At 68.1% G+C, this 18,838-nt stretch carries 22 protein-coding genes; 9 read left to right on the forward strand and 13 right to left on the reverse strand.

All coding sequences use genetic code 11. From position 1 onward, the window contains the following. Positions 1 to 32: 32 nt before the first annotated feature. From AB0395_RS33765 to AB0395_RS33780, 4 genes are all read right to left on the reverse strand, one after another. Positions 33 to 626, reverse strand: a complete 594-nt coding sequence (locus tag AB0395_RS33765) for a GNAT family N-acetyltransferase (RefSeq protein WP_366288064.1) — start codon at positions 624 to 626, stop codon at positions 33 to 35. Then, positions 623 to 2,095 carry an APC family permease gene (locus AB0395_RS33770; RefSeq protein WP_366288065.1) on the reverse strand — a complete coding sequence of 491 codons (1,473 nt, stop codon included), beginning with the start codon at positions 2,093 to 2,095 and terminating at the stop codon, positions 623 to 625. The genes AB0395_RS33765 and AB0395_RS33770 overlap by 4 nt, the downstream gene beginning before the upstream one ends. 28 nt (positions 2,096 to 2,123) lie before the next feature. After that, positions 2,124 to 2,759, reverse strand: a complete 636-nt coding sequence (locus AB0395_RS33775) for a GPP34 family phosphoprotein (RefSeq protein ID WP_366288066.1) — start codon at positions 2,757 to 2,759, stop codon at positions 2,124 to 2,126. A gap of 928 nt (positions 2,760 to 3,687) precedes the next feature. Continuing rightward, entirely contained in the window at positions 3,688 to 3,822 is a 135-nt protein-coding gene (locus tag AB0395_RS33780) for a hypothetical protein (RefSeq protein ID WP_366288067.1), read from the reverse strand. A gap of 147 nt (positions 3,823 to 3,969) precedes the next feature. On the opposite strand from AB0395_RS33780, the gene AB0395_RS33785 reads away from it, so the two are divergent. The 4 genes from AB0395_RS33785 to AB0395_RS33800 all read left to right on the forward strand — a co-directional run bounded on the left by AB0395_RS33785 (position 3,970) and on the right by AB0395_RS33800 (position 6,822). Next, positions 3,970 to 4,590: a dihydrofolate reductase family protein gene (locus AB0395_RS33785; protein WP_366288068.1), complete on the forward strand. Its 621-nt coding sequence runs from the start codon at positions 3,970 to 3,972 to the stop codon at positions 4,588 to 4,590. Between the two features lie 53 nt (positions 4,591 to 4,643). Continuing rightward, complete coding sequence (locus tag AB0395_RS33790; RefSeq protein ID WP_366288069.1) at positions 4,644 to 4,967, forward strand: YciI family protein; 324 nt, start codon at positions 4,644 to 4,646, stop codon at positions 4,965 to 4,967. Then, the gene (locus AB0395_RS33795; protein ID WP_366288070.1) at positions 4,964 to 6,202 is read left to right on the forward strand and encodes a sigma-70 family RNA polymerase sigma factor; all 1,239 of its coding nucleotides are present in this window, start codon (positions 4,964 to 4,966) and stop codon (positions 6,200 to 6,202) included. The genes AB0395_RS33790 and AB0395_RS33795 overlap by 4 nt, the downstream gene beginning before the upstream one ends. Before the next feature lie 281 nt (positions 6,203 to 6,483). Further along, on the forward strand, positions 6,484 to 6,822 hold the full coding sequence (locus AB0395_RS33800) for an endonuclease domain-containing protein (protein ID WP_366288118.1): 339 nt from the start codon (positions 6,484 to 6,486) through the stop codon (positions 6,820 to 6,822). Positions 6,823 to 7,049: 227 nt separating this feature from the next. Here AB0395_RS33800 and AB0395_RS33805 read toward each other — a convergent pair whose 3' ends face one another. From AB0395_RS33805 to AB0395_RS33815, 3 genes are all read right to left on the reverse strand, one after another. Further along, positions 7,050 to 8,066, reverse strand: a complete 1,017-nt coding sequence (locus tag AB0395_RS33805) for an MBL fold metallo-hydrolase (protein ID WP_366288071.1) — start codon at positions 8,064 to 8,066, stop codon at positions 7,050 to 7,052. A gap of 34 nt (positions 8,067 to 8,100) precedes the next feature. Next, positions 8,101 to 8,931, reverse strand: a complete 831-nt coding sequence (locus AB0395_RS33810; protein WP_366288072.1) for an NAD(P)H-binding protein — start codon at positions 8,929 to 8,931, stop codon at positions 8,101 to 8,103. Positions 8,932 to 9,065: 134 nt separating this feature from the next. After that, complete coding sequence (locus AB0395_RS33815) at positions 9,066 to 9,470, reverse strand: nuclear transport factor 2 family protein (protein ID WP_366288073.1); 405 nt, start codon at positions 9,468 to 9,470, stop codon at positions 9,066 to 9,068. A gap of 135 nt (positions 9,471 to 9,605) precedes the next feature. Between AB0395_RS33815 and AB0395_RS33820 the strand changes: the two genes are divergently transcribed. Next, positions 9,606 to 10,484 (forward strand): LysR family transcriptional regulator, encoded by an 879-nt coding sequence (locus AB0395_RS33820; RefSeq protein WP_366288074.1) that lies wholly within the window; start codon positions 9,606 to 9,608, stop codon positions 10,482 to 10,484. Positions 10,485 to 10,675: 191 nt separating this feature from the next. Further along, a complete protein-coding gene (locus AB0395_RS33825) occupies positions 10,676 to 10,921 on the forward strand; it encodes a hypothetical protein (protein ID WP_366288075.1) in 246 nt (81 codons plus the stop codon). Between the two features lie 178 nt (positions 10,922 to 11,099). Here AB0395_RS33825 and AB0395_RS33830 read toward each other — a convergent pair whose 3' ends face one another. The 3 genes from AB0395_RS33830 to AB0395_RS33840 form a co-directional block, all read right to left on the reverse strand. After that, the gene (locus tag AB0395_RS33830; RefSeq protein WP_366288076.1) at positions 11,100 to 11,681 is read right to left on the reverse strand and encodes a dihydrofolate reductase family protein; all 582 of its coding nucleotides are present in this window, start codon (positions 11,679 to 11,681) and stop codon (positions 11,100 to 11,102) included. 66 nt (positions 11,682 to 11,747) lie between these two features. Further along, on the reverse strand, positions 11,748 to 12,587 hold the full coding sequence (locus AB0395_RS33835; RefSeq protein WP_366288077.1) for a helix-turn-helix domain-containing protein: 840 nt from the start codon (positions 12,585 to 12,587) through the stop codon (positions 11,748 to 11,750). Between the two features lie 86 nt (positions 12,588 to 12,673). Further along, complete coding sequence (locus AB0395_RS33840; RefSeq protein ID WP_366288078.1) at positions 12,674 to 13,828, reverse strand: transposase; 1,155 nt, start codon at positions 13,826 to 13,828, stop codon at positions 12,674 to 12,676. Between the two features lie 86 nt (positions 13,829 to 13,914). On the opposite strand from AB0395_RS33840, the gene AB0395_RS33845 reads away from it, so the two are divergent. Further along, positions 13,915 to 14,049 carry a hypothetical protein gene (locus AB0395_RS33845; protein WP_366288079.1) on the forward strand — a complete coding sequence of 45 codons (135 nt, stop codon included), beginning with the start codon at positions 13,915 to 13,917 and terminating at the stop codon, positions 14,047 to 14,049. 242 nt (positions 14,050 to 14,291) lie between these two features. On the opposite strand, the gene AB0395_RS33850 is transcribed toward AB0395_RS33845, so the two are convergent. After that, a complete protein-coding gene (locus AB0395_RS33850) occupies positions 14,292 to 14,870 on the reverse strand; it encodes a helix-turn-helix domain-containing protein (RefSeq protein WP_366288080.1) in 579 nt (192 codons plus the stop codon). 119 nt (positions 14,871 to 14,989) lie between these two features. On the opposite strand from AB0395_RS33850, the gene AB0395_RS33855 reads away from it, so the two are divergent. Both AB0395_RS33855 and AB0395_RS33860 read left to right on the forward strand, forming a co-directional pair. Next, complete coding sequence (locus tag AB0395_RS33855) at positions 14,990 to 15,916, forward strand: NmrA/HSCARG family protein (RefSeq protein ID WP_366288081.1); 927 nt, start codon at positions 14,990 to 14,992, stop codon at positions 15,914 to 15,916. Further along, a complete protein-coding gene (locus AB0395_RS33860; protein WP_366288082.1) occupies positions 15,913 to 16,794 on the forward strand; it encodes a TIGR03620 family F420-dependent LLM class oxidoreductase in 882 nt (293 codons plus the stop codon). The genes AB0395_RS33855 and AB0395_RS33860 overlap by 4 nt, the downstream gene beginning before the upstream one ends. Positions 16,795 to 17,355: 561 nt before the next feature. On the opposite strand, the gene AB0395_RS33865 is transcribed toward AB0395_RS33860, so the two are convergent. Continuing rightward, entirely contained in the window at positions 17,356 to 18,198 is an 843-nt protein-coding gene (locus AB0395_RS33865; protein WP_366288083.1) for an alpha/beta hydrolase, read from the reverse strand. Beyond that, complete coding sequence (locus AB0395_RS33870; protein WP_366288084.1) at positions 18,195 to 18,788, reverse strand: WHG domain-containing protein; 594 nt, start codon at positions 18,786 to 18,788, stop codon at positions 18,195 to 18,197. The genes AB0395_RS33865 and AB0395_RS33870 overlap by 4 nt, the downstream gene beginning before the upstream one ends. Positions 18,789 to 18,838 lie beyond the last annotated feature (50 nt).

The following is an 18,838-nucleotide window of genomic DNA, read 5'->3' on the forward strand; positions in this document are numbered from 1 at the left end:
GGCCGGGGGCGGGGGCGGGGGCGGCACTCGGGTCAGGGGTTCGACGGGCGCCACATCGGGAACATCGGCGGGCCGTCGGGCATGAATATCGGGTCGCCGAGGTCCTGATAGCCGTGGCGCAGGTAGAGCCTGCGGCTGCGGGTGCTGCTGGCCTCCAGGTATGCGGGTATGCCCGCCTCGTCGAGCCTGCGGTGGTACTCCTCGAGCAGCCGGGTCCCCCTCTTCCGCCCTTGGTGCCCGGGGAGCACGGCGAGGAACGCCAGGTAGTGGTGCGGGTCGTGGGGATGGCGCTTGTCCATCTCCTCCCCCATCTGCCCGATGCGCTCCGCGTGGGGACCGGCGAACGCCTCCACCCAGGCGTCCTGGTCGGGGATCTTGGGAAGCGGCTCGGCGCCCTTGTGGAACCACACGGCCACGGCGGACATGTCGGCCGTCGCGTGGACCTCGCCGTTGATGAGGGCGCTCTTGGTGATCATGGAGAAGAAGGGGGGCATCACCCGGCGGCGGTCGTCGTCCGGCGGGATCATCCAGGCCGAGATCTCCTGCTCGTGGAAGGAGGTGGCGATGATCGCGCCGATGGTCTCGGCGGCTCCGGGAGCGTTCTGAACGCGAATGATCTCTGTCATTCGGCCCCTCCCACGGCCGCCTGGGCGCCCCGCCCGATGTTCGTGTATACCTTCGGCCGGTTGGCCCGTAGAGCGAGTCCCCACATGACGCCGAGCCCCACGGCGACGAAGTAGACGGCGGGCATGATCCAGCGCAGCGGGGAGTCGGGGGCCACGCCGAGCACGGTGTCGAAGTTGGCCAAGACGAGCACGATGACCACGATCAGCAGGACCGAGGAGATACCCGGGGCGATCCTGGTCCGCCAGGCGTTCTCCTCGTTGGGGTTCTTGGTGAAGAAGACCAGCACGGAGATCGAGGTGGCCGCCAGCATCATGAGCAGTCCCAGGCCACCAAACGATCCGACGGTGAAGAACAGTTGGACGACCGGATCCAGGCCGAAGACCGCGTATATGACGATCGTGACCAGCCCGATGACACTCTGCGCCAGCGAGCCGTTGATCGGAGCACCGGTCCGGGGGGAAGTGCGACCGAAGGTCTCGGGCAGCACCCTCTCCCTGCCGAGGGCGAAGATGTAGCGGGAGATCGTGTTGTGGAAGGCGATCAGCGCGGCGAAGAGGCTCGTCACGAAGAGGAGGGAGCCGATGGTGGCGATGGTCGCCCCCAGGTGCTGCCCGGCCAGGTTGAACAGGAGGGCCGAACTCTGCTCGCGCGTGGTTTCGACGATCTTGTCCGAGCCGATCGGCACGGTCATCGCCCAGGACGACACGGCGTAGAGCCCGGAGATGACGGCGAGTGCGACGTAGGTCGCGATCGGCACCGTGCGCCTCGGGTCTTTGGTCTCTTCGGAAAACACCACCGACGACTCGAAGCCCGCGAAGGACGCGATGCAGATCGCGATCACCGCACCGATCCCGGGGACGAAGAGGTTCGACGGGTCGAAGACGTCGAGGCTGTAGCCCGAGGCCGCCGGGTTGATCAGGTCCGCGATGTCGAACACGACGACGACGGCTATCTCCGTCAGCAGCAGGACCGACAGGACCTTCCCGTTTACGTCGACCCGCATGAGGCCGAGCGCCCCGGTTAGTACCCAGATGCCCAGCCCGATGACCCACCAGGGCGGAGAGCTTCCGAACCAGTCGGCGATCAGCGGCTGGGCGGCCGTACCGATCATGCCGTAGAGACCTACCTGGAGCGCGTTGTAGGCCAGCAGCGCGACCCACGCGGTCGCCACCCCCACCGGCCTGCCGAGTCCTTTCGCGGTGTACGCGTAGAACGCCCCGGCGTTGACGACGTAACGGGCCATCGTCACGTAGCCGACGGCGAACAGGGCCAGGATGGCTCCGAGCAGGATGAAGGCGAGCGGCACGCCGGTCACGCCGGTCGCGGCGTAGGCGGAGGTCACCGAGCCACCGATGACAGTCAGCGGCGCCGCCGCCGAGATGACGAAGAACACCACCGACGGCACACCGAGGCGGTCCTGGGCGAGCGCGGCGGAAACGGCGCTGGCCTTTCGTTCTGTCACGGACATGGGGATCCTTGGAATGAGGGGGGTGGGTTCACCGGCGGCTGATGATGGAGCCACCTACGGCAGCCTCGGTCTGGGCGATCAGTTCCTGGAGCGGCGCCGGGAGGGCGGTGATCGAATCGGAGAGGTATCTCGGGTTCTGGTCCCACAGGACGAGCTGGCTGCCGCCGGTCGCGGCGAGCAGCCCCAGCAGGACGCTGTCCTGGACGCTGAGTGGCTCATGGCGTTGGATCGCCAGGTTGACGCGTCCGCCGGGCCACGCCGCGATGTTCACATCGACCGGTGCCTGCCTCCGCGACAGGCGTCTGCTGGGCGGGCGCAGCAGCCCGTCGGCGGTCATCCGGGCCGCCACGTCGGCGATTGCCGTACGGGCGAGGAACTGCAACCAGGTATGGAAGCGATGCGAGGGTTCGGCGATGATGTGGTCCAGGGCGGTCCTGGTGAGCGCGTCTCCGGGCGGCGCAGCGTCGAGAACGACGAGCCGTATCTGCCCCGCCGCCAATCCCACGGTTGTCCGCCCGGCGAGCATCAGCTCTCCCAGGATGGCGGCGGCCAGCCCCAGACCGGTCAGGCGGGCATGAAGCCTCATCCGGCCGGTCGCGTTGTCATGCATGACAAAGAACAGGTCGTTGGCCAATCGGGTTCTTGAGAGATCAACTCCAACCACGAACGGCGATCGTATAGCTAAATCATTAAATCTGTCATTACGCGAACGAAGCTTCGGCGCCGGGCATAGGCCGGCCAGACGAGAACTGAAGAAACGGACAGATAGCCAACAACCTGGAGCTATGTCGAGAAGCGTCTCGAAGATTTCGGCGAATCCAAGAATTTACATATTTTTGGCCAGTTGTGGGCGGGTGGCCGAAAAGGTCAGTTCAAAGCCTCTCGACAGAGTCCTTGATCAGAATGGAAAGCTATGGCGCTTCGGAGTCGCCCAGGGACGCCCATCTTCTCAGACGGGTCGATGAGCAGGCGCGATGCCATGTAAAAGCCCCTGCCTGACAGCGAGAGCCGATCACTCACAGCTACTTTGCGCCTGGTAGCACGGACCCGAGTGGAGGGCCGACACCTTCCTGGCCACCCCGCGCACGGCCAACCCCAACACCCACCGCGCCTACGCCTCGGCCATCGACCGCGTCATCGACCGCCTCGGCCGCGACAGGCCGATCGCCCAGATGGGGTGCCGTTAGCCACCGCTCGACCTCTGCGGAACTCCCGAGCATCTCCGCCCCTGTACCGATGATCATCCGGCGCGAACGAGCGCTTGGCGATCTCCAAGCGCTCGCTCAGCAAGCGGCGCTCCGCTTCGAAAGCGTCCTGTCCGATCACCTGGCGTCTGGCGCACTCGTGGAGCAGGCCGAGCTCGGTGGCCGCGAGTTGGTAGTCGCTCATCGCCCGCAACCCGGCTTTCCCCCAGTACTCCCTGGCCCACTTTCGGGCATGGCGGCGCCGGGAAAACGAGGAGAGCATGACGACGTCGTACGGAACCACCAGGCCGGTCGCCTGGCAGGCGGGCAGGCGGGCAGGCGGGCAGGTAAGCGTTGATCAGGCCGACGACGCGCTTATCGTCGCGGACCTGAGCAGGCCGAGCAGGATCAGGCCCTTCGTGGTCTCCTCGACGACCGGGGCGCGAAGGTGGCGGCGATGTTGCGCGCGCTGTCGTAGCCCAGCCTGACGGTGTTCTCGATGTAGACCAGGTCGAAGGAGTTGACCAGGCCCGCCACCAGCACTGTCGTGCTGTCGGATCGCGGACGACCGGCGTCCCGGAAAGTTCTTCAAAGAAATCCAGGAGGCGGTGTCGGATCGGGGCGGTGGTGTTCGTAGCAGGGGTGAGGCTGCCCGCAAGGGGGCGGCGCCGAGGTAAAGGAACCGCGATCATGAAGCTGACGACCATGACTCAGGTCACCATCGATGGAGTGATGCAGGGAAACGGCGGCGCGTCGGATGAGGACCGCAGGAACGGATTCGAGCGCGGCGGATGGGCCCTGGGCAAGGGTGACAACGAGACCCACGCGTTCATCAACCAGACCTACCGGCGCGCCGACGCGTTCCTGTTCGGGCGGCGGACCTACGAGCTGTTCGCCGGCTCGTGGGGGTCCTGGACGGTCCAGGATGTCCCTGGCTGGGAGCCCGTCCTGCGGGCATTGAACACACGGCCCAAGTACGTGGCATCGACCACACTCACCGATCCGGCGTGGTCCGGCACCACCGTCCTGTCCGACGACCTTGCGACCGCCATCGCGGACCTGAAGGCCAAGCCAGGGGGTGAGCTGCAGGTGCACGGCAGTGGCGCCCTGACCCGGTGGCTGCTGGAGAAGGATCTGGTCGACGAGATGACTCTGATCGTGGTCCCGGTGATTCTCGGCCAGGGCGCGCGATTGTTCCCGGAGACCGGCCCGGATCTTGCGCTCGGCCTGGTCGAGTCGCGAGTCGACTCCAAGGGTGTGACGATCCAGGTCTACCGGCCGGCCGGGCGCCCGCAGTATGCAACGCCTTGAAGTCCCTGACCGGCACACCACACTGTCTTGACACCACAGGAGATGATCCTCAGATGCAGTACCTGATTTCCGTGATCCACGACCAGGCCGGCCTCGCCACCCCGGACGAGGACGCCGCGATCGACGTGTTCAATGACCGGCTCCAGGCCGATGGCCACTGGGTCTTCGCCGGTGGCCTCGCCTCGCCCGACACGGCCACCGTCATCGACAGCCGGGGTGGGGAGGCGATGGTCACCGACGGGCCCTTTCTGGAGTCCAAGGAGTACCTCGCCGGCTTCTGGATCATCGAGGCAGCCGACCTCGACGTGGCACTCAAGCTGGCAGCCGAGGGGTCGAAGGCCTGCAACCGGAAGGTCGAGGTGCGACCGATCCTGTGAACAGGATCGACGTCCGTGAGGCGATCGCCCAGGCCCACCATGAGGAATGGGCCCGAGTGGTCGCCTCCCTGACCAGGCGCTTTGGTGACCTCGACATCGCCGAGGAGGCGGCCGCCGAGGCGTTCGCGACCGCCGTCCAGCGGTGGCCGGCCGATGGCGTGCCCCCCAACCCGGGCGCCTGGCTGACCACCACCGCCAACCGCCAGGCCATCGACCGGATCCGGCGCGAGAACAAGCGCGACGACAAGCACAGGAAGGCGCTGATGTCATACGACGACCCGCCCGAGCCTCTCGGCGCCATCGACGACGAACGGCTCCGGCTGATCTTCACCTGCTGTCACCCGGCGCTGGCTATGGAGGCCCGCGTGGCGCTGACGCTGCGCATGGTCGCCGGCCTGACCATGCCCGAGATCGCCCGCGCCTTCCTGGTGGCCGAGAGCGCCATGGGACAGCGGATCACCCGCGCGAAGGCCAAGATCAAGGCGGCGCGCATCCCCTATCGGATGCCATCCGCCGAGGATCTCCCGGCACGCGTCTCCGGGGTCCTCGCCGTCCTCTACCTCGTTTTTAACGAGGGCTACCTGGCCACCAGCCCCGACACCGATCCCGTACGTCATGACCTGACCGCCGAGGCGATCCGGCTCAATCGCCTGATCCGTGCCCTCCTGCCGGACGACGGTGAGGTGGCCGGGCTGCTGGCGCTGATGCTCCTCATCGAGGCCCGCCGCCCTGCCCGAGTCTCGGCCAGCGGCGAACTGGTCGCTCTCGACGAGCAGGATCGTGGGGCCTGGGACACGGCGCTGATCGCCGAGGGTCACCGGCTGGTGCGCGAGCGCCTCGCCGCTGCCGCCACCGGGGTGGCTCCCGGTCGCTATCAGATCCTCGCGGCCATTAACGCCGTGCACACCTCCGCCCGCGACATGCGCGACACCGACTGGTCGCAGGTCCTCGCCCTCTACGACCAGCTCGTCCACCTCGACCCCTCACCGATCATCGCCCTCAACCGGGCCATCGCGGTCGCCGAGCTCGACGGCCCGGAGGTGGCGCTGGCGGCCGTCGACCGTCTCGAGGACAAGTTGGACGGCTATCACGCCTACCACGCCACCCGCGCCGACCTGCTGCGCCGGCTGGGCCGCGGTCATGAGTCGCACGCGGCCTACGACAAAGCCATCGAACTGGCTGGCAACACCGCCGAGACCGCCTACCTGACCCGCCGCCGCGACCAACTGCGGTAGCGCCCACGGAGGCCCGTCCCCACACCGGACGCGTCATGGCCGCAGTAGCATCCTGAGGTGCCGAGACGACAGCGGCCTATGCCTCCCGCCTCGCGACGCCGCCCCCTTCACCTAGCGCCGTCGACCGCCGGAAGGACAACACCATGAGGAATGTCAGCCGGTGAATGCCCAGACCGTCGAGGAGACGACGGCACGCTGGGAAGCCGGACATCGCCGGGAGCAGCGCAAAGCACTGATCGCCGTACGTCAGGTGGCGAACTGCCCTACCGGACCTGTCTGGTCTGCCCGAGGAGCAGGCGTGGCGCGCGTTTGCGAAGGCTCACAACAACCGGTGCGCACTGTGCCGTGTCCCTGACAACGAGAAGATGGTCGACCATGACCACACCACGGGCCAGGTGCGTGGCCTGCTTTGCCGTTCGTGTAACCACAAGGCGCTGTCCGGAATCCGGAACATGGCACTGAGCCGGTATCGACATCTCATCGGCACCAGGGCCGTGACCTGGGATGAGGAATTTCAAGTGGCGAAGCGCGCCCGTAAGGGGCGGGCATGTGCCCGTCGGGCAGGGCAGGCTCCGCCATTGGATCTTGCTCAGTCGCGAGTTTGGCGATTCGGCCGGTAGTCGCGTGTGGTCGGTCGAAGAGCGCCCCGAGTAGCGCACCTTGGCCGGACTGGAGGACATGAGCGTCTTCTAGCGGGATCCAGAAACACTCGAAGTTGGTGGGGGCCTGTTCGCCATCGTGGAGTTCCTGGTTGGCCCACCGCTCTGGGGTGGGCTCGGTGAGCTCCACGTGGAAGACATGGCGGTGCTGGATCTCGAAGCGGTAGGGGCTGATGTCGTAGGTGACCTCACCCAGCTTCCGGAGGATCCTGAATGGGGGTGTCCGCGCAGGCGGCGGGCGTCTTCGCGGGGTCCTCGGCGGACAGCTCCCGCGCGACGGCCTTGATGTTCTCCTGCACGATGGTCGGAAGGTCCGCGACCGGTGGATAGCCGGGATAGGCGCGGTCCAGCTCGGCGATGATCGACTTCTGCTCGCCGGGGCCGACCGTCTTGCCCTCGGGCGAGTCCGGGGCGACGGTCGGCCGGACCAGACCGCGGAATACCCGGAGATACCGGCGCTGCTCGTCGATCAATGAGCGGGCCGGTCCTGCGGCACCGTGTCCCGGGTACATCGTCCTGGCCCCGGAGAAGCGCCCACCGAGCTGATCGAGGATCTGGAGCCAGCCACAGCTGGTCCCCTCGATCAGCGCGGGCGTGACCTTACCGGTCGCCAGGTCACCGGGGAAGAGGTCGCCGGTGTCGGGACGGTAGTAGACGTTCGCGATGTCGGACTCGCCGTGGGCGAACGTGGCGGTCTCGAAGCGGAGGCCCCCGACCTGCAACGGTGCGCCGTCCTCGAAGGTCCGGTCGGCGTAGGTGAGCTTGGCGGGGAAGTCCGCGTTCGCCGACCGGGCCAGCGGGTAGAAACCCCGTTCGTCCTCCCGCATCGTCTTGTCGGTCGCCTTGGACGCGTAGATGGGGGCCTTGGGGAACGCCTCGCGGAAGGCGCTCGCCCCGCCCACGTGGTCGGGATGGGAGTGGGTGAGCAGGATGGCGGCGACCGGCTTGCCGGTCTTCTTGATCTCCGCCACCGCTTTCCGGGCATCGGTCGGCGTGCGCAGGGTGTCGATGAGGACCAGGCCCTCCGGTGCCTGGATCCAATAGGTGTTGACCGACCCCGGGTTGGATGAGGCGAAGCGTCCCGGCTCCGTCTTTTGCGCGGGCGGCGCCGCGGTCTTGTCGCCGTTCGAACAGCCCGCCACCGACGCGATCGCACATGCGGCGGCGGAGCTTGCGGCGAGAAGACGCCGCAATCTCTGGTTCATCTAGAGCCTTCGTGGAGTTGGGATGCGAGCGGGTTCAGCGGAAGTCGTTCGCGTGGGCCTGCGCCCACTGCTCGAAGGTGCGGGGCTCGCGGCCGGTGACCTCGCGGACTGTCGGGCGGACGATCGACTCGTCGAGCGAGCCGTTCACGTAGAAGTCGAAGAACGCGTCCACGTACTCGGCGGGCATGGTGGCGAGCAGGTCGGTGCGCGCCTCCTCGTTCGTCAGGCCCACGAGCTCCAGATCACGGCCGAGGACCTTGGCCAGCACGGCGACCTGGTCGGCGGGCGGCATCGCGACCGGACCGGTCGGCCGGAGGATCTCGCCCCGGTACTCGTCCGACAGCAGCGCGCGGGCGGCGACGGCCCCGATGTCGTGCGGGTCGACGCTCGCCGCGCGGACGTCCGGGAACGGGACCCGTACCCGATCGCCGGACCGGAGCTGCGGCAGCCAGCGCAGAGCATTGGACATGAACGCGCTCGGCCGCAGGAACGTCCACGGCAGCCCGGACTCCCGCACGGCGGACTCGGACGCGGCCATGAAACGGGTCACCGCGTTGGTCATGTCGTGACTCCCGGCCGAGCCGCCGGACAGCAGCACGATCTGTTCCACTCCCGCACGCCGGGCCTCGGCCACCAGGCCCGGCATGTCCTCGTATCCGGGAAGCAGGAACACCGCGCGGGCCCCGCCCAGCGCTCGGGTCATACTCTCCGGCCGGTTGAGGTCGCCCGTCACCGCCTCGACGCCGTCCGGCAGCGTTATGGTGCCCGGCTTCCGCACCAGCGCCCGGACGGGTTCACCGGCTGCTGCCAGGGCTCGGACCACTTCGGAACCGACGTTGCCCGCCGCCCCCGTCACCAAGATCATTTCATTGCCCTTCACAAGATGTTCACCAGACGCCGTCGCCGCGAAGCTCCGCCGCCGGCATGCGAGAGTCAGAGTCAAGGCGTTGAGGGCCACCTTGGTGGTGCCGTACGCCGGGGTGCCGCCGCCCATGTTGGTCAGCGAGACCGCCTCGCTGGACGCGTTGACGATCCGGGGTACGCGCTCTCGCGCGGGAGCGGCGACAGCTCCCGGATCAGCCGCCAGGCGCCGTCCGAGCGGACCAGGCCGAAGCGGTAGGTGCTGCCCAGCGTCCACAGCGACGAGCCGAACGGGTCGGGGAGGCGGTGCGTGGCCTGGAACGACGCCGTACAGACCGCGGTGTCACCGTCGACGGTCACCAGATGGTTCGTGATCAGGTGCTGCGTGGCGTCGAACGCGCCGAGCAGGCCCGACCATGCCTCGACGATCTGCACCGGCGTCAGCACGGCAGGCTCGCCGCCATTCAGGCTGGTGTAGTCCAGGGTCACCGAGTCCGCGAACACCTCGCCCAGGCGGCCCACTCGCGCTGATCGGCGTGCCATGCCATGCGGGTGCAGGTCTCGATGATCGCCAGGCGATCCTCCGTGGTGCTCATGCCACGATCGTGGCGTCAACCTTCCCCGCACGTCCAATATCTGTTGTAATAGCCGATGGCTATGGATGCTCACCTGCGTGACATGAGGTATTTCGTGACCGTGGCGGAGGAGCTCAGCTTCACCCGCGCGGCCGAGCGCCTGTTCATCTCGCAGCCGACACTCAGCAAGCAGATACGCCAGCTCGAAGAGCTGATGCGGGTGAGGCTGTTCGAACGCGACCGCCGCACGGTGCGGCTCACCGCGCCGGGTGAGGCGCTGCTGCCGGCCGCCCGCGAGCTGCTCCGACAGTGGGACGAGGCCCAGCGGGTCGTCGGCGACGCCGCCGCCGCCGAAGCCTCACGGCTGATCGTGGGCATGTCGACCAGTGTCGGACGCGGCCTCCTGGGAACGCTGCGGGAACGGTTCACCGAACGCCGTCCGGGCTGCGACCTGCGGCTGCGTCAGGTCAACTGGACCGACCCCACGGCGGGCCTGGTCGAGGGCGAGGTCGACATGGCGTTCGTCTGGCTGCCGTTCCCCGGTCAGGACGATTTCAACGTCCGGGTCGTGGCCCGAGAGCCACGCTGGGTCGCGTTCCGGAACGACCACTGGCTGGCCAAACGGGACGAGGTCGACTTCACCGAGCTCCTGGACGAGAACTTCCTGGCGCTCCCCGAAAGCGCCGGCCCGCTCCGCGACCACTGGCTCGCGATCGACGAGCGCGGCGGGCGGCCACCGGTGGCCTGCACGACCGTGACGAACGCCGAGGAGACCTTCGCGGCGCTCGAGGGCGGCGACACCATCGTCCTGCTCGCCGCCGGCAACGCCGAGATCTACCGGCGGCCGGGGATCATGACCATCCCGGTCACGGGCCTGTCCCCCAGCGTACTCGCCCTCGCATGGCGGCCGGGCGACCATCGCAGTACCGTCCGCGACCTGGTCGAGGCCCTGTCACCCGAGCCGCAGCACCCCCGGACGTGATCCTCCGTACGCTCCTGCTGGCCTCCTGGACACGAGGGCGGGTGGCGCGCCGCCGCCGCGTGAACCGACTGCCTCCACTCCAGGCCTCGGGAACGTCCCGTTACTCCAGCAGATACTGACCCGCGATCTGCTGGAGCAGATCCCTGACCTCCGCGGGCGTGGTACGGAAGAACTCCTGCGGGGTGCGCACCGTGCCGTATGCGTGGGTGGCCCAGACTTGTCCCGGCGGCACCATCGTGCTGCCGTACTGCCCCGGTTTTGGCACCGACCACGCGCTTCGGCTGATCGTCACGCCCGGCGGCACCGCGCACGGCCACTTCCCCGGGTTCGCCTCCTACATGATGATGCGCTCCCAGCGTCTGCCCGCCGACGGTGTCCTGAGCTACAAGCGCGACCACCAGGCCGGCGTCACGGGCCCGGTGCTCGGGTCGCCGTGACCAGGGGCAGCAAAGTAGGAGCGTATCCCCAGGTCAGGACAATGTGCCGATGTCTGTCGGAATCCACTCACTGCCCCGTTTGCCGACGTTGATTCTCGGCACGAGTTCTCGACGCTTACCACCTGCGACCTCATGGTTCCCCGGCGGAGTGTCGACAGACGAGGGCACCCTCAGTGGGTCAACGGCGCACCCGATAGCGCAGGTGAAGCACCTGGTTGCCCTGAATCACCACGTCAGGATCCTCCAACAGGTGCTGCGCGTGGACCGACCCGAAGTAGCGCTTGCCGGATCCGAACACGACGGGTACGACGTCCATGCGCACCTCGTCGATCAGACCCGCGGCAAGCACCTGGCCACCGACGTCGCCAGCGGCGACCTCGACCATGCGGTCACCCGCAAGCTCCTGCGCCTTGGCCACGGCTGCCTCGACGCCGTCGACGAAGTGAAACGGCGCCTCGGGGTCCCAGCCCTCAGGCATCGGCCGGTGCGACACGACGACCACGTGGTCGATGCCGCCCGGCGGCTTCCCGTCCCAGCCGTCCGTCAGGTCGAAGACGTGGCGGCCGACGATCGTGACTCCGATCTGGTCCCAGTACGGCCGGGTGTAGTCGTAGGACGTCTGCGAGACCTTCAGCTCGCCGCTCTCGTCCAACGGGACGTCACCGCTGGACAACCAGTCGAACAGCGGTCCGGGCTGGTCATTCTCGTCCGCGACGAAACCGTCCACCGACACCGAGCTGTACATGACCACCTTGCCCACGGGGCTCTCCTCTGCTTTGGGGTGCCCCCAAATTAGCGTGTCGTGAGCTGCCGCTCTTGTAAGAAATCAATCGGCCGGCAGCGGCCAGCCGTCCAGCGCGTGGCCGGGATGTTCGCGCAGGAACCGCCGCCGAACTTCGACGTACCGGGTCGGCGTGAGCCCGGTGAACGCCCGGAACTCGTGGCCGAAGTGGGCCTGGTCGAAGTAGCCTGCGCCACCGGCGAGGTCGCCCCAGTCGATCGGTCCGACGGGGTTGATCGCGAACACGGTGGCGGCGAAACGGTAGGTGCGGGCCAGCCGCTTCGGCGTGACGCCGATGAGCTTCTTGAACCGCTGTGCCAGATGAGTGCTGCTGACACCGGCTGCCACGCTCAGGTCGCCGATCGCCACCGCCCCGCTGGTCGCCGCGATGACGCTGCTCGTATGGCGGACCAGCCCCAGGCCGGAGGTCTCGCACAGCCGTCGCATCAGCTCCTCCTCGAGCAGCGTCAGCATCTCGTGCGGTCCGTCCGCCGTGGCCAGCCGGTCTCGCAGCTCAGCAATGGCGGGCCGGCCCCAAACCTGCTCCACCGTCACCGGCCGGTCACACAGCTCGGCCGCGGGCATCGGCAGGAACGGCGCCAGCCCCCACGGCTTGAAGTGCACGCCGACTGACCGGGTCCCCGGCGGATAGCCGAACTCGAAGGCGCGGGTGGGCATGGTGACCACGCAGCCGTCGGCGTACTCAGCCGTCTCGATGTCAGTGCCGGCGCGGATGCGGAACGGCGCCCCGAGGTTGACGATGAGCAACGCCGCCGGCATCGGCGGCAGCGTCAGCCGGGCGTATGGCGGCGCACCCTCCAGGTAGTAAAGGTCGTCGATCAGCCCGTCCAGCGGCGGTCGCGGCACTCTGGACACGTACTCCACGCCCACAGTATCGCCGACGCCCCCGCCGGCATCGAGCGCCGGGATGGTCCAGCCGCGCTGCCGCCGGAACGGGCGAGCGTCCGGCGTTACGCAGTCGGCAGGTCGGTGAGGTCCAGGCGCCGGTCGGCGTCGGTCAGGACGTTCTCCCACTCGGGTAGGGCGAGGGTGTCCTGGATCATCAGCGTGTTGATCAGACCGAGGGCCGACTGGAGAATGCGCAGGCACAACATCCCCAGTTCCTGTTCTTCGCGCCGGTTGGAGGCGAGCTCTCCGCGCTTGCCGAACTTGATGTAGTCGTTGACGCCGTTGTAGTTCTCCACCACGTTCAGCCCGGATTCGGTCTCCCGCTGAAGATCGCGGTCGCGAAGCCAGCGGGCCAGGAAGACGGTGCGCTGAGCGCGGCCGACCTCCAGCATCGCGGCGTAGGCGGGGTGGGTGGTCTCGCTGGTGAACCGGCGCAGCAGGGCCTCGGTGGAGGCGGTCCGCAGCCGGATCGCGGTGGCGTACTTCATCATGATGTCGTAGTTCTGGGTGATGATGTCCCACCGGATCGGCCTGGTCAGCGCGGGTCCGAGCAACGGGTAGGAGAAGTCCTCGCCCCGGCCGGGTACATACAGCTTCATCTTGTTGATCTGCTTGAACCGGGCGACCAGGTCGAAGTCCAGCAGCCGGGTGATCCCGAACCCGACGAACGAGGCGCCGTGGGAGTCGACGAAGTTCTGCTCAATCTCCATGTCGGTGCCGTGCCGCATCGCGCCCTCGACCATGGCGTGCACCTCGGACGCGGAGCAGGAGATCAGCTGGGAGTGGACGGCCATGGACCCGCCGGTTTCGACCGTCCAGTAGATCAGCACGCCGCGCTTGGCCCTGCGGTAGCGGGAGTGCCACTCGGTGAAGATGTTCTGATCGAAGGCCGAGAAGTGAGTGGAGTCCGAGGCGACCGCGGTCGTGCCCTCGCCCCACAGAGCGGCCTGCCGGACGGCGAAGGTCGCGTTGGCGATCACCCGGGCGACCTCGCGGCAGGCCTCGACGGTCAGATAGCGGCGGCGCGCGTACCGAAGGTCGTCCTCGGTGTGGGGATGGTCGCCGGCGGCGACCGCGCGGATCCCGGTCCCCGTCCCGTAGGCGTAGATCAGCAGCAGGAGCCCTTCAAACAGCACCGCCGCGTCCAGGTGGTTCTGCGTCCCGGCCGAGGTGAAGACGTTCAGGCAGCCCGTCCGCAGGGCGGTCTCGATCAGCATGTCCATCAGCGGGACGACGCCCCACCGGTCCCGGATCGCCTGATGGGAGGCTGATACTCGCCGACGATCGGGGACAGATTTTCGTGGTGCACACCGCGCGACCGCGCAGGCCCGAGCTTGTGGGGACGTGCCCGCAGATATACGCCATCGGGATCGCGGCGGGGCGGCTGATGGTGCTGTCCTTCGACGGCACCCTGACGGCATTCGGCGCCCCCTCCTAGAGTTCGCCACGTCGTTACCCAGGACCGGGATGGGACTCGCGCGAACCTGAGTGGTGGGCCATTACTCAGGTCCGCCGTTCAGTGCGAATACGAGCGGAACGTGATGTTTCCAGATGGCCGGGAGACCTCAATGACCGGACACGTGTGGGCCTATGCCCGCGTCTCCACCCGTGACCAAAACCCTCGGCTCCGGCTCGACGCCCTGACGGCCGATGGCTACGACACCTTGGTGATGGAGAAGGTCAGTGTGCGCGCACGCCGTCGATGGCGATCGCCAGCAAGCGGTCGGCTTCGACTGGGCCGTCGGGGTTCTGCTCGGTGGCCAGGGCAATGGCGCTGACGAGCTTGAGCAGATGGGTGATGGCGATCTCGGGGCGCACGGCGTCTGCCGTTCGGGCACGTGCGAGGAGGGCATCACCGGCGTTGATGATCATGTCGTGACAGGTACTGCCGAGGGTCGGGTCACCGCCGCGCATTAGTGACGCGCCCAGCCCCCGGTTGGCCACTGCGTGTGCGCCGACGGCGCGGAGCCAGGTCAACAGCGCTTCTGTCGGATCGGGGGCGGAGAGCAGGTCGTCGGCCTTGGCGCAGAGCGCGGCCACGCGGTCTTTGAAGACCGCCTCCAGGAGCGCCTGCCGGGAGGGGAAGTGCCGGTGCAGGGTGGCTGAGCCGACTTCAGCGCGGCGGGCGACCTCCTCCAGGGAGGCGTCGGCGCCGTGCTCGGCGATGAGGGCCCCGGCGGCGGCGACGATCCGGTCGACGTTGCGGCGGGCGTCGGCGCGCATCCGCTGCCGGGGCGGTACGGCGGCGTCTTTGGACACGGGGCACTCCTGGCGACTTGATAAGTGGGGTGGTCCTCCATATCGTAGCGAACGATAACTGGAGGGCCACCCCATTTATGGGAATGGCTCCTATTCTGTGTGGACGCGAGGGAGAGACAGTGACGCCGACGAACAAGACCGTCGTGGTGGTGGGAGCGACCGGCCTGCAGGGCCGGGCCGTGACGCACCACCTGCTACGCGGCGGCTGGCGGGTGCGTGCGCTCACCCGTGACCCGAACGGAATACAAGCCCAAGCACTGGCGCGAGCCGGTGCGCAGGTGGTGCGGGCGCGGATGGAGGACATCGATTCCCTGACCGCCGCAGCCGAGGGCGCCTGGGGGCTGTTCAGTGTCCAGCCCACGGTCGGCTCGCCCGGCACCGCACCGGACTTCACCACCGAGGACGAGGTGCGCTGGGGCGTGAACGCCGCCGAGGCCGCGCACGCCGCCGGCGTCGGGCACCTGGTCTTCACTTCGGTCGCCGGCGCGGACCGCCACCTCAGCGAGAAGGTGCCGTCGAACCTGGTCAGCAAGTGGCGGATCGAGCAGCACATCGCCCACCTTGGCCTGCCCGCGACAATCCTGCGGCCGGTCTCCTTCATGGAGAACTTCACCGGCGGATACGCGCTGCAGAACGGGAACCTGTCCACCGGGATCGCACCGGACACCCCCCAGCAGATCATGGCTGTCGATGACGTCGGCGCCGTCATCGAGTTGGTGTTCTCCCACTCCCAGGAATGGATCGGCCGGGCAGTCTCCTTGGCCGCCGACGAGCTCACGCCGGTACAGGTCGCAGCGGCCATCGAAAAGGCGCTCGGGATATCGCTGCCCTATGTCCAGATCCCGATCGAGGCGATCCGGGCCCTGAGTGAGGACTTCGCCTACGCCAACGAATGGCTCAACGAACGCGGCTACCGCGCGGACATCACCGCCACCCGGCGAATCCACCCTACTGCGATGGACTTCTCCACCTGGCTGGAGCGCACCGGCGCCGCCCAGATCTCCGCGTTCCTGGACGCCGCGCGCACCGCAGGCCAGGGCGCGTGAACGCCCGCACACCCGACCTCGGACGTGTCGGGATCTGGGCGGGGGACTTCGACACCCTCTCCGCAGCCGATGTCCGCCAGGCTGCAGCCGCGATCGAAGACCTCGGTTATGGCACCCTGTGGTTCCCCGAGACCACGGGACGAGAGGCCATGGCTCAGGCCGCTCTGCTGCTGGCGGCCACCCAGCAGATCACCGTGGCCGCCGGCATGGCCGACATCTACGCGCGTGACGCGGTCACGGCCGCCGCCGCACAACGCACCCTCGAAGATGCCTTCCATGGACGATTCCTGCTCGGCCTGTGGGACAGTCACCCGAGCCTGGCCGAGGACGTCCGCGGCCACCGCTTCGGGCCGCCCCTGGCCACCATGTGCTCCTACCTCGACGCGCTCGACACGGCCCCATTCGGGCCACCCGGCACGATTACCTCACCGCACCGCGTACTGGCTGCCCTGGACTCTGGCTTGCTCGCCCTGGCCGCCGAACGCGCCTGGGGCGCGACCGTGCTGGGCATGCCCACCGAATACACTCGCACCGCCCGTAAGATCCTCGGAGATGACCGCCTCCTGGCCGTCACCCAACTGTGCGTACTCAGCCACGACCGCACACACACCACCGAACTGGCCCGCACCACGACCGCAGCCGCCCTGCCCAACCGCCGCGAACTACTGCGCGGACTTGGATACCCATCCCCAGACGCGCTCGACGATCGGCTTGTCGACGCGATCGTGGCCCACGGTCGCGCTGAGGACATCGCCCACCGCATCCAAGAACACCTCGACGCCGGAGCCGACCACGTCAGCCTCCACCTCCTGACCGCCGAACCGCATATTCCGCCCATACAGCAGTGGGAGCAACTCGCCTCGCACCTCACAACCTGACCAGCACACCAACCAGAGACACACGGAACAAGGGCGGTTTCCGAACACGACCTGGGCTTCGTCAACCCCGCCATCTACCGCATCGGCCACAGCGCCGAATAGCACGCCGCCTTCCACGATGCGACCCACGGGGAACAACACCGTGACGATCCCCGATAAAACGATCAATGGGAAGCCTGCAGGGCAGTTCTCAGGTCATGGGTACCGAGTTGTGAAATCAATCAGGCTGCGGCCGCTCGCTCGTGTTCGAAGCATGCTCGGGCGCGAACCAGGGCAACCAGACGGGGTGCGGTCGAAGGCGCACCAGGGGACCCACCCAGTCATCCAAAGATCACAGGTCACTCCGCCATATGGCTCTCGTACTGCACTGAAGCCACAAAGATCGCAAACAGTGTTTCATGGATTGTTGCAAACGAGCAGACCGGCCGCATCGCCGCCACCGTCGGGAGCCCCTGGAGCCGCTACGCACCAGGCGGCGATCACGCTGAGTAACAGCCATCGGCATCAAAAGCATCGAATAGGCGACACCTGATTATGCGAGGTCGCCAGTGCCGCCCCCTTCTAGGCGCTCAGCACCTTGCGGAGCAGCGCGGCGAACTCCGCGGGGTGCGTGCTGAGACCCGTGTGCCCACCGGGGAAATGGATGAGCTTCGTGCCGGACCGTTCGGCCAAGAAGGCGGCGGGACGGTAGGGCAGTTCGCCGCGCGAGTCCTCTCCGCCCGCGAGCACGAGCCGGTCCGACAGGGCCGCCAGACGATCCACGTCCGGGGCGTAGGCCATGAAGCTCGGCACGATACGCCCGAGAAAGTAGGGCATGTTCGCCATTGTTCGCTCAGCTCGTGCCGCCGCCTGCGGCGGCAGTTCGGTGACCCTTTCGGCGGCGACGGGCTCCTCGGCACCCGGCCGTCTGAGGCCTGCCGCGAACTCGATCACCGCGGGCATCAGCCCGTCTCGGCGGAACGTGTCCTGGACTCGGGCGAGCAGCGCGCGGTGCTCGGCGACGTCCGGTAGCACCTCCACGGCCGGCGGCTCGTGCGCCACCACGCGTTCGATCCGCTCGGGGTGGGCGGTGAGCAGGTGCAGCGCGACGATCGCACCTGAGCTACAGCCGGCCACGCGGGCGGCCGTATCTGGAGACAGCAGCTCCAGCAGCCGGAACGCGTCGTCGGCATGCTGCGCGACCTGCTGAGTGGCCTGCGGGTCGTCCAACGGGCTGCGGGACATACCGCGCAGGTCGTAGGACGCGACCGTGTAGTCGGCGGCCAGGTCGTCGACGATGCCGTCGAAGGAGGCGGCATCGCCCGCGCCGCCGGGGATCAGCAGCAGGAGCGGACCGCTTCCGCGCACCTCGTAGTGCAGGGTGGCGCCGTCCACTCGCAGGCGGCCTGTGGTCGGGTCGGTCATGAGGGGACTCCTTCACGGGGTGCGGGCCAGTGCTCCAGGAGAGTGTGCAGGGCGTCGAGGCAGCGGGCCCAGGAGTCCTCGGCCGGGCGTGTGTGTGCGAACCCGCCGGCGGCCTCGAGGCTGACAAAGCCGTGGAGCGTGCTGCGCACCAGCCGGACCGCGTCGGTCAGGTCGGGCTCGGCCAGCGCGTAGGCGCGCAGCATGCTGTAGGTCAGCTCGACCGCACGTCGCGGCCCGGGCGCCCGGGCCGCGAGCTCGGGATCGACCTGCGTCGGGATCTGCGTCGCGGTGTACCGGCCAGGGTGGGTATGGGCGTACGCCCGCCAGGCATTCGCGAACGCCACCAGCGCGTCCTTCCCCGCCCGCCCGGCGGTGGCCTCGGCGATGCGGATGGTCTTCTCGTCCGCTGCCAGCAGCGCGATCCGCCCGCGTAGGTCCTCCAAGCCGCGCACGTGCGCATAAAGGCTCGCATCCTTCACCCCGAGCCGCCGCGCCACCGCCGACATGGTCACGTGGTCGAGCCCGACCTCGTCCGCCAGTTCGGCGCCCGCGAGCGTCACCCGGTCCTCCGTCAACCCGGCCCGCGCCATACGCGCACCACCCTTCTCCTTGAGAGGTTAGTTTAAAACTAACCTTCCTA

The organism is Streptosporangium sp. NPDC051023 (assembly GCF_040689595.1).
Classification (GTDB): Bacteria; Actinomycetota; Actinomycetes; order Streptosporangiales; family Streptosporangiaceae; genus Streptosporangium.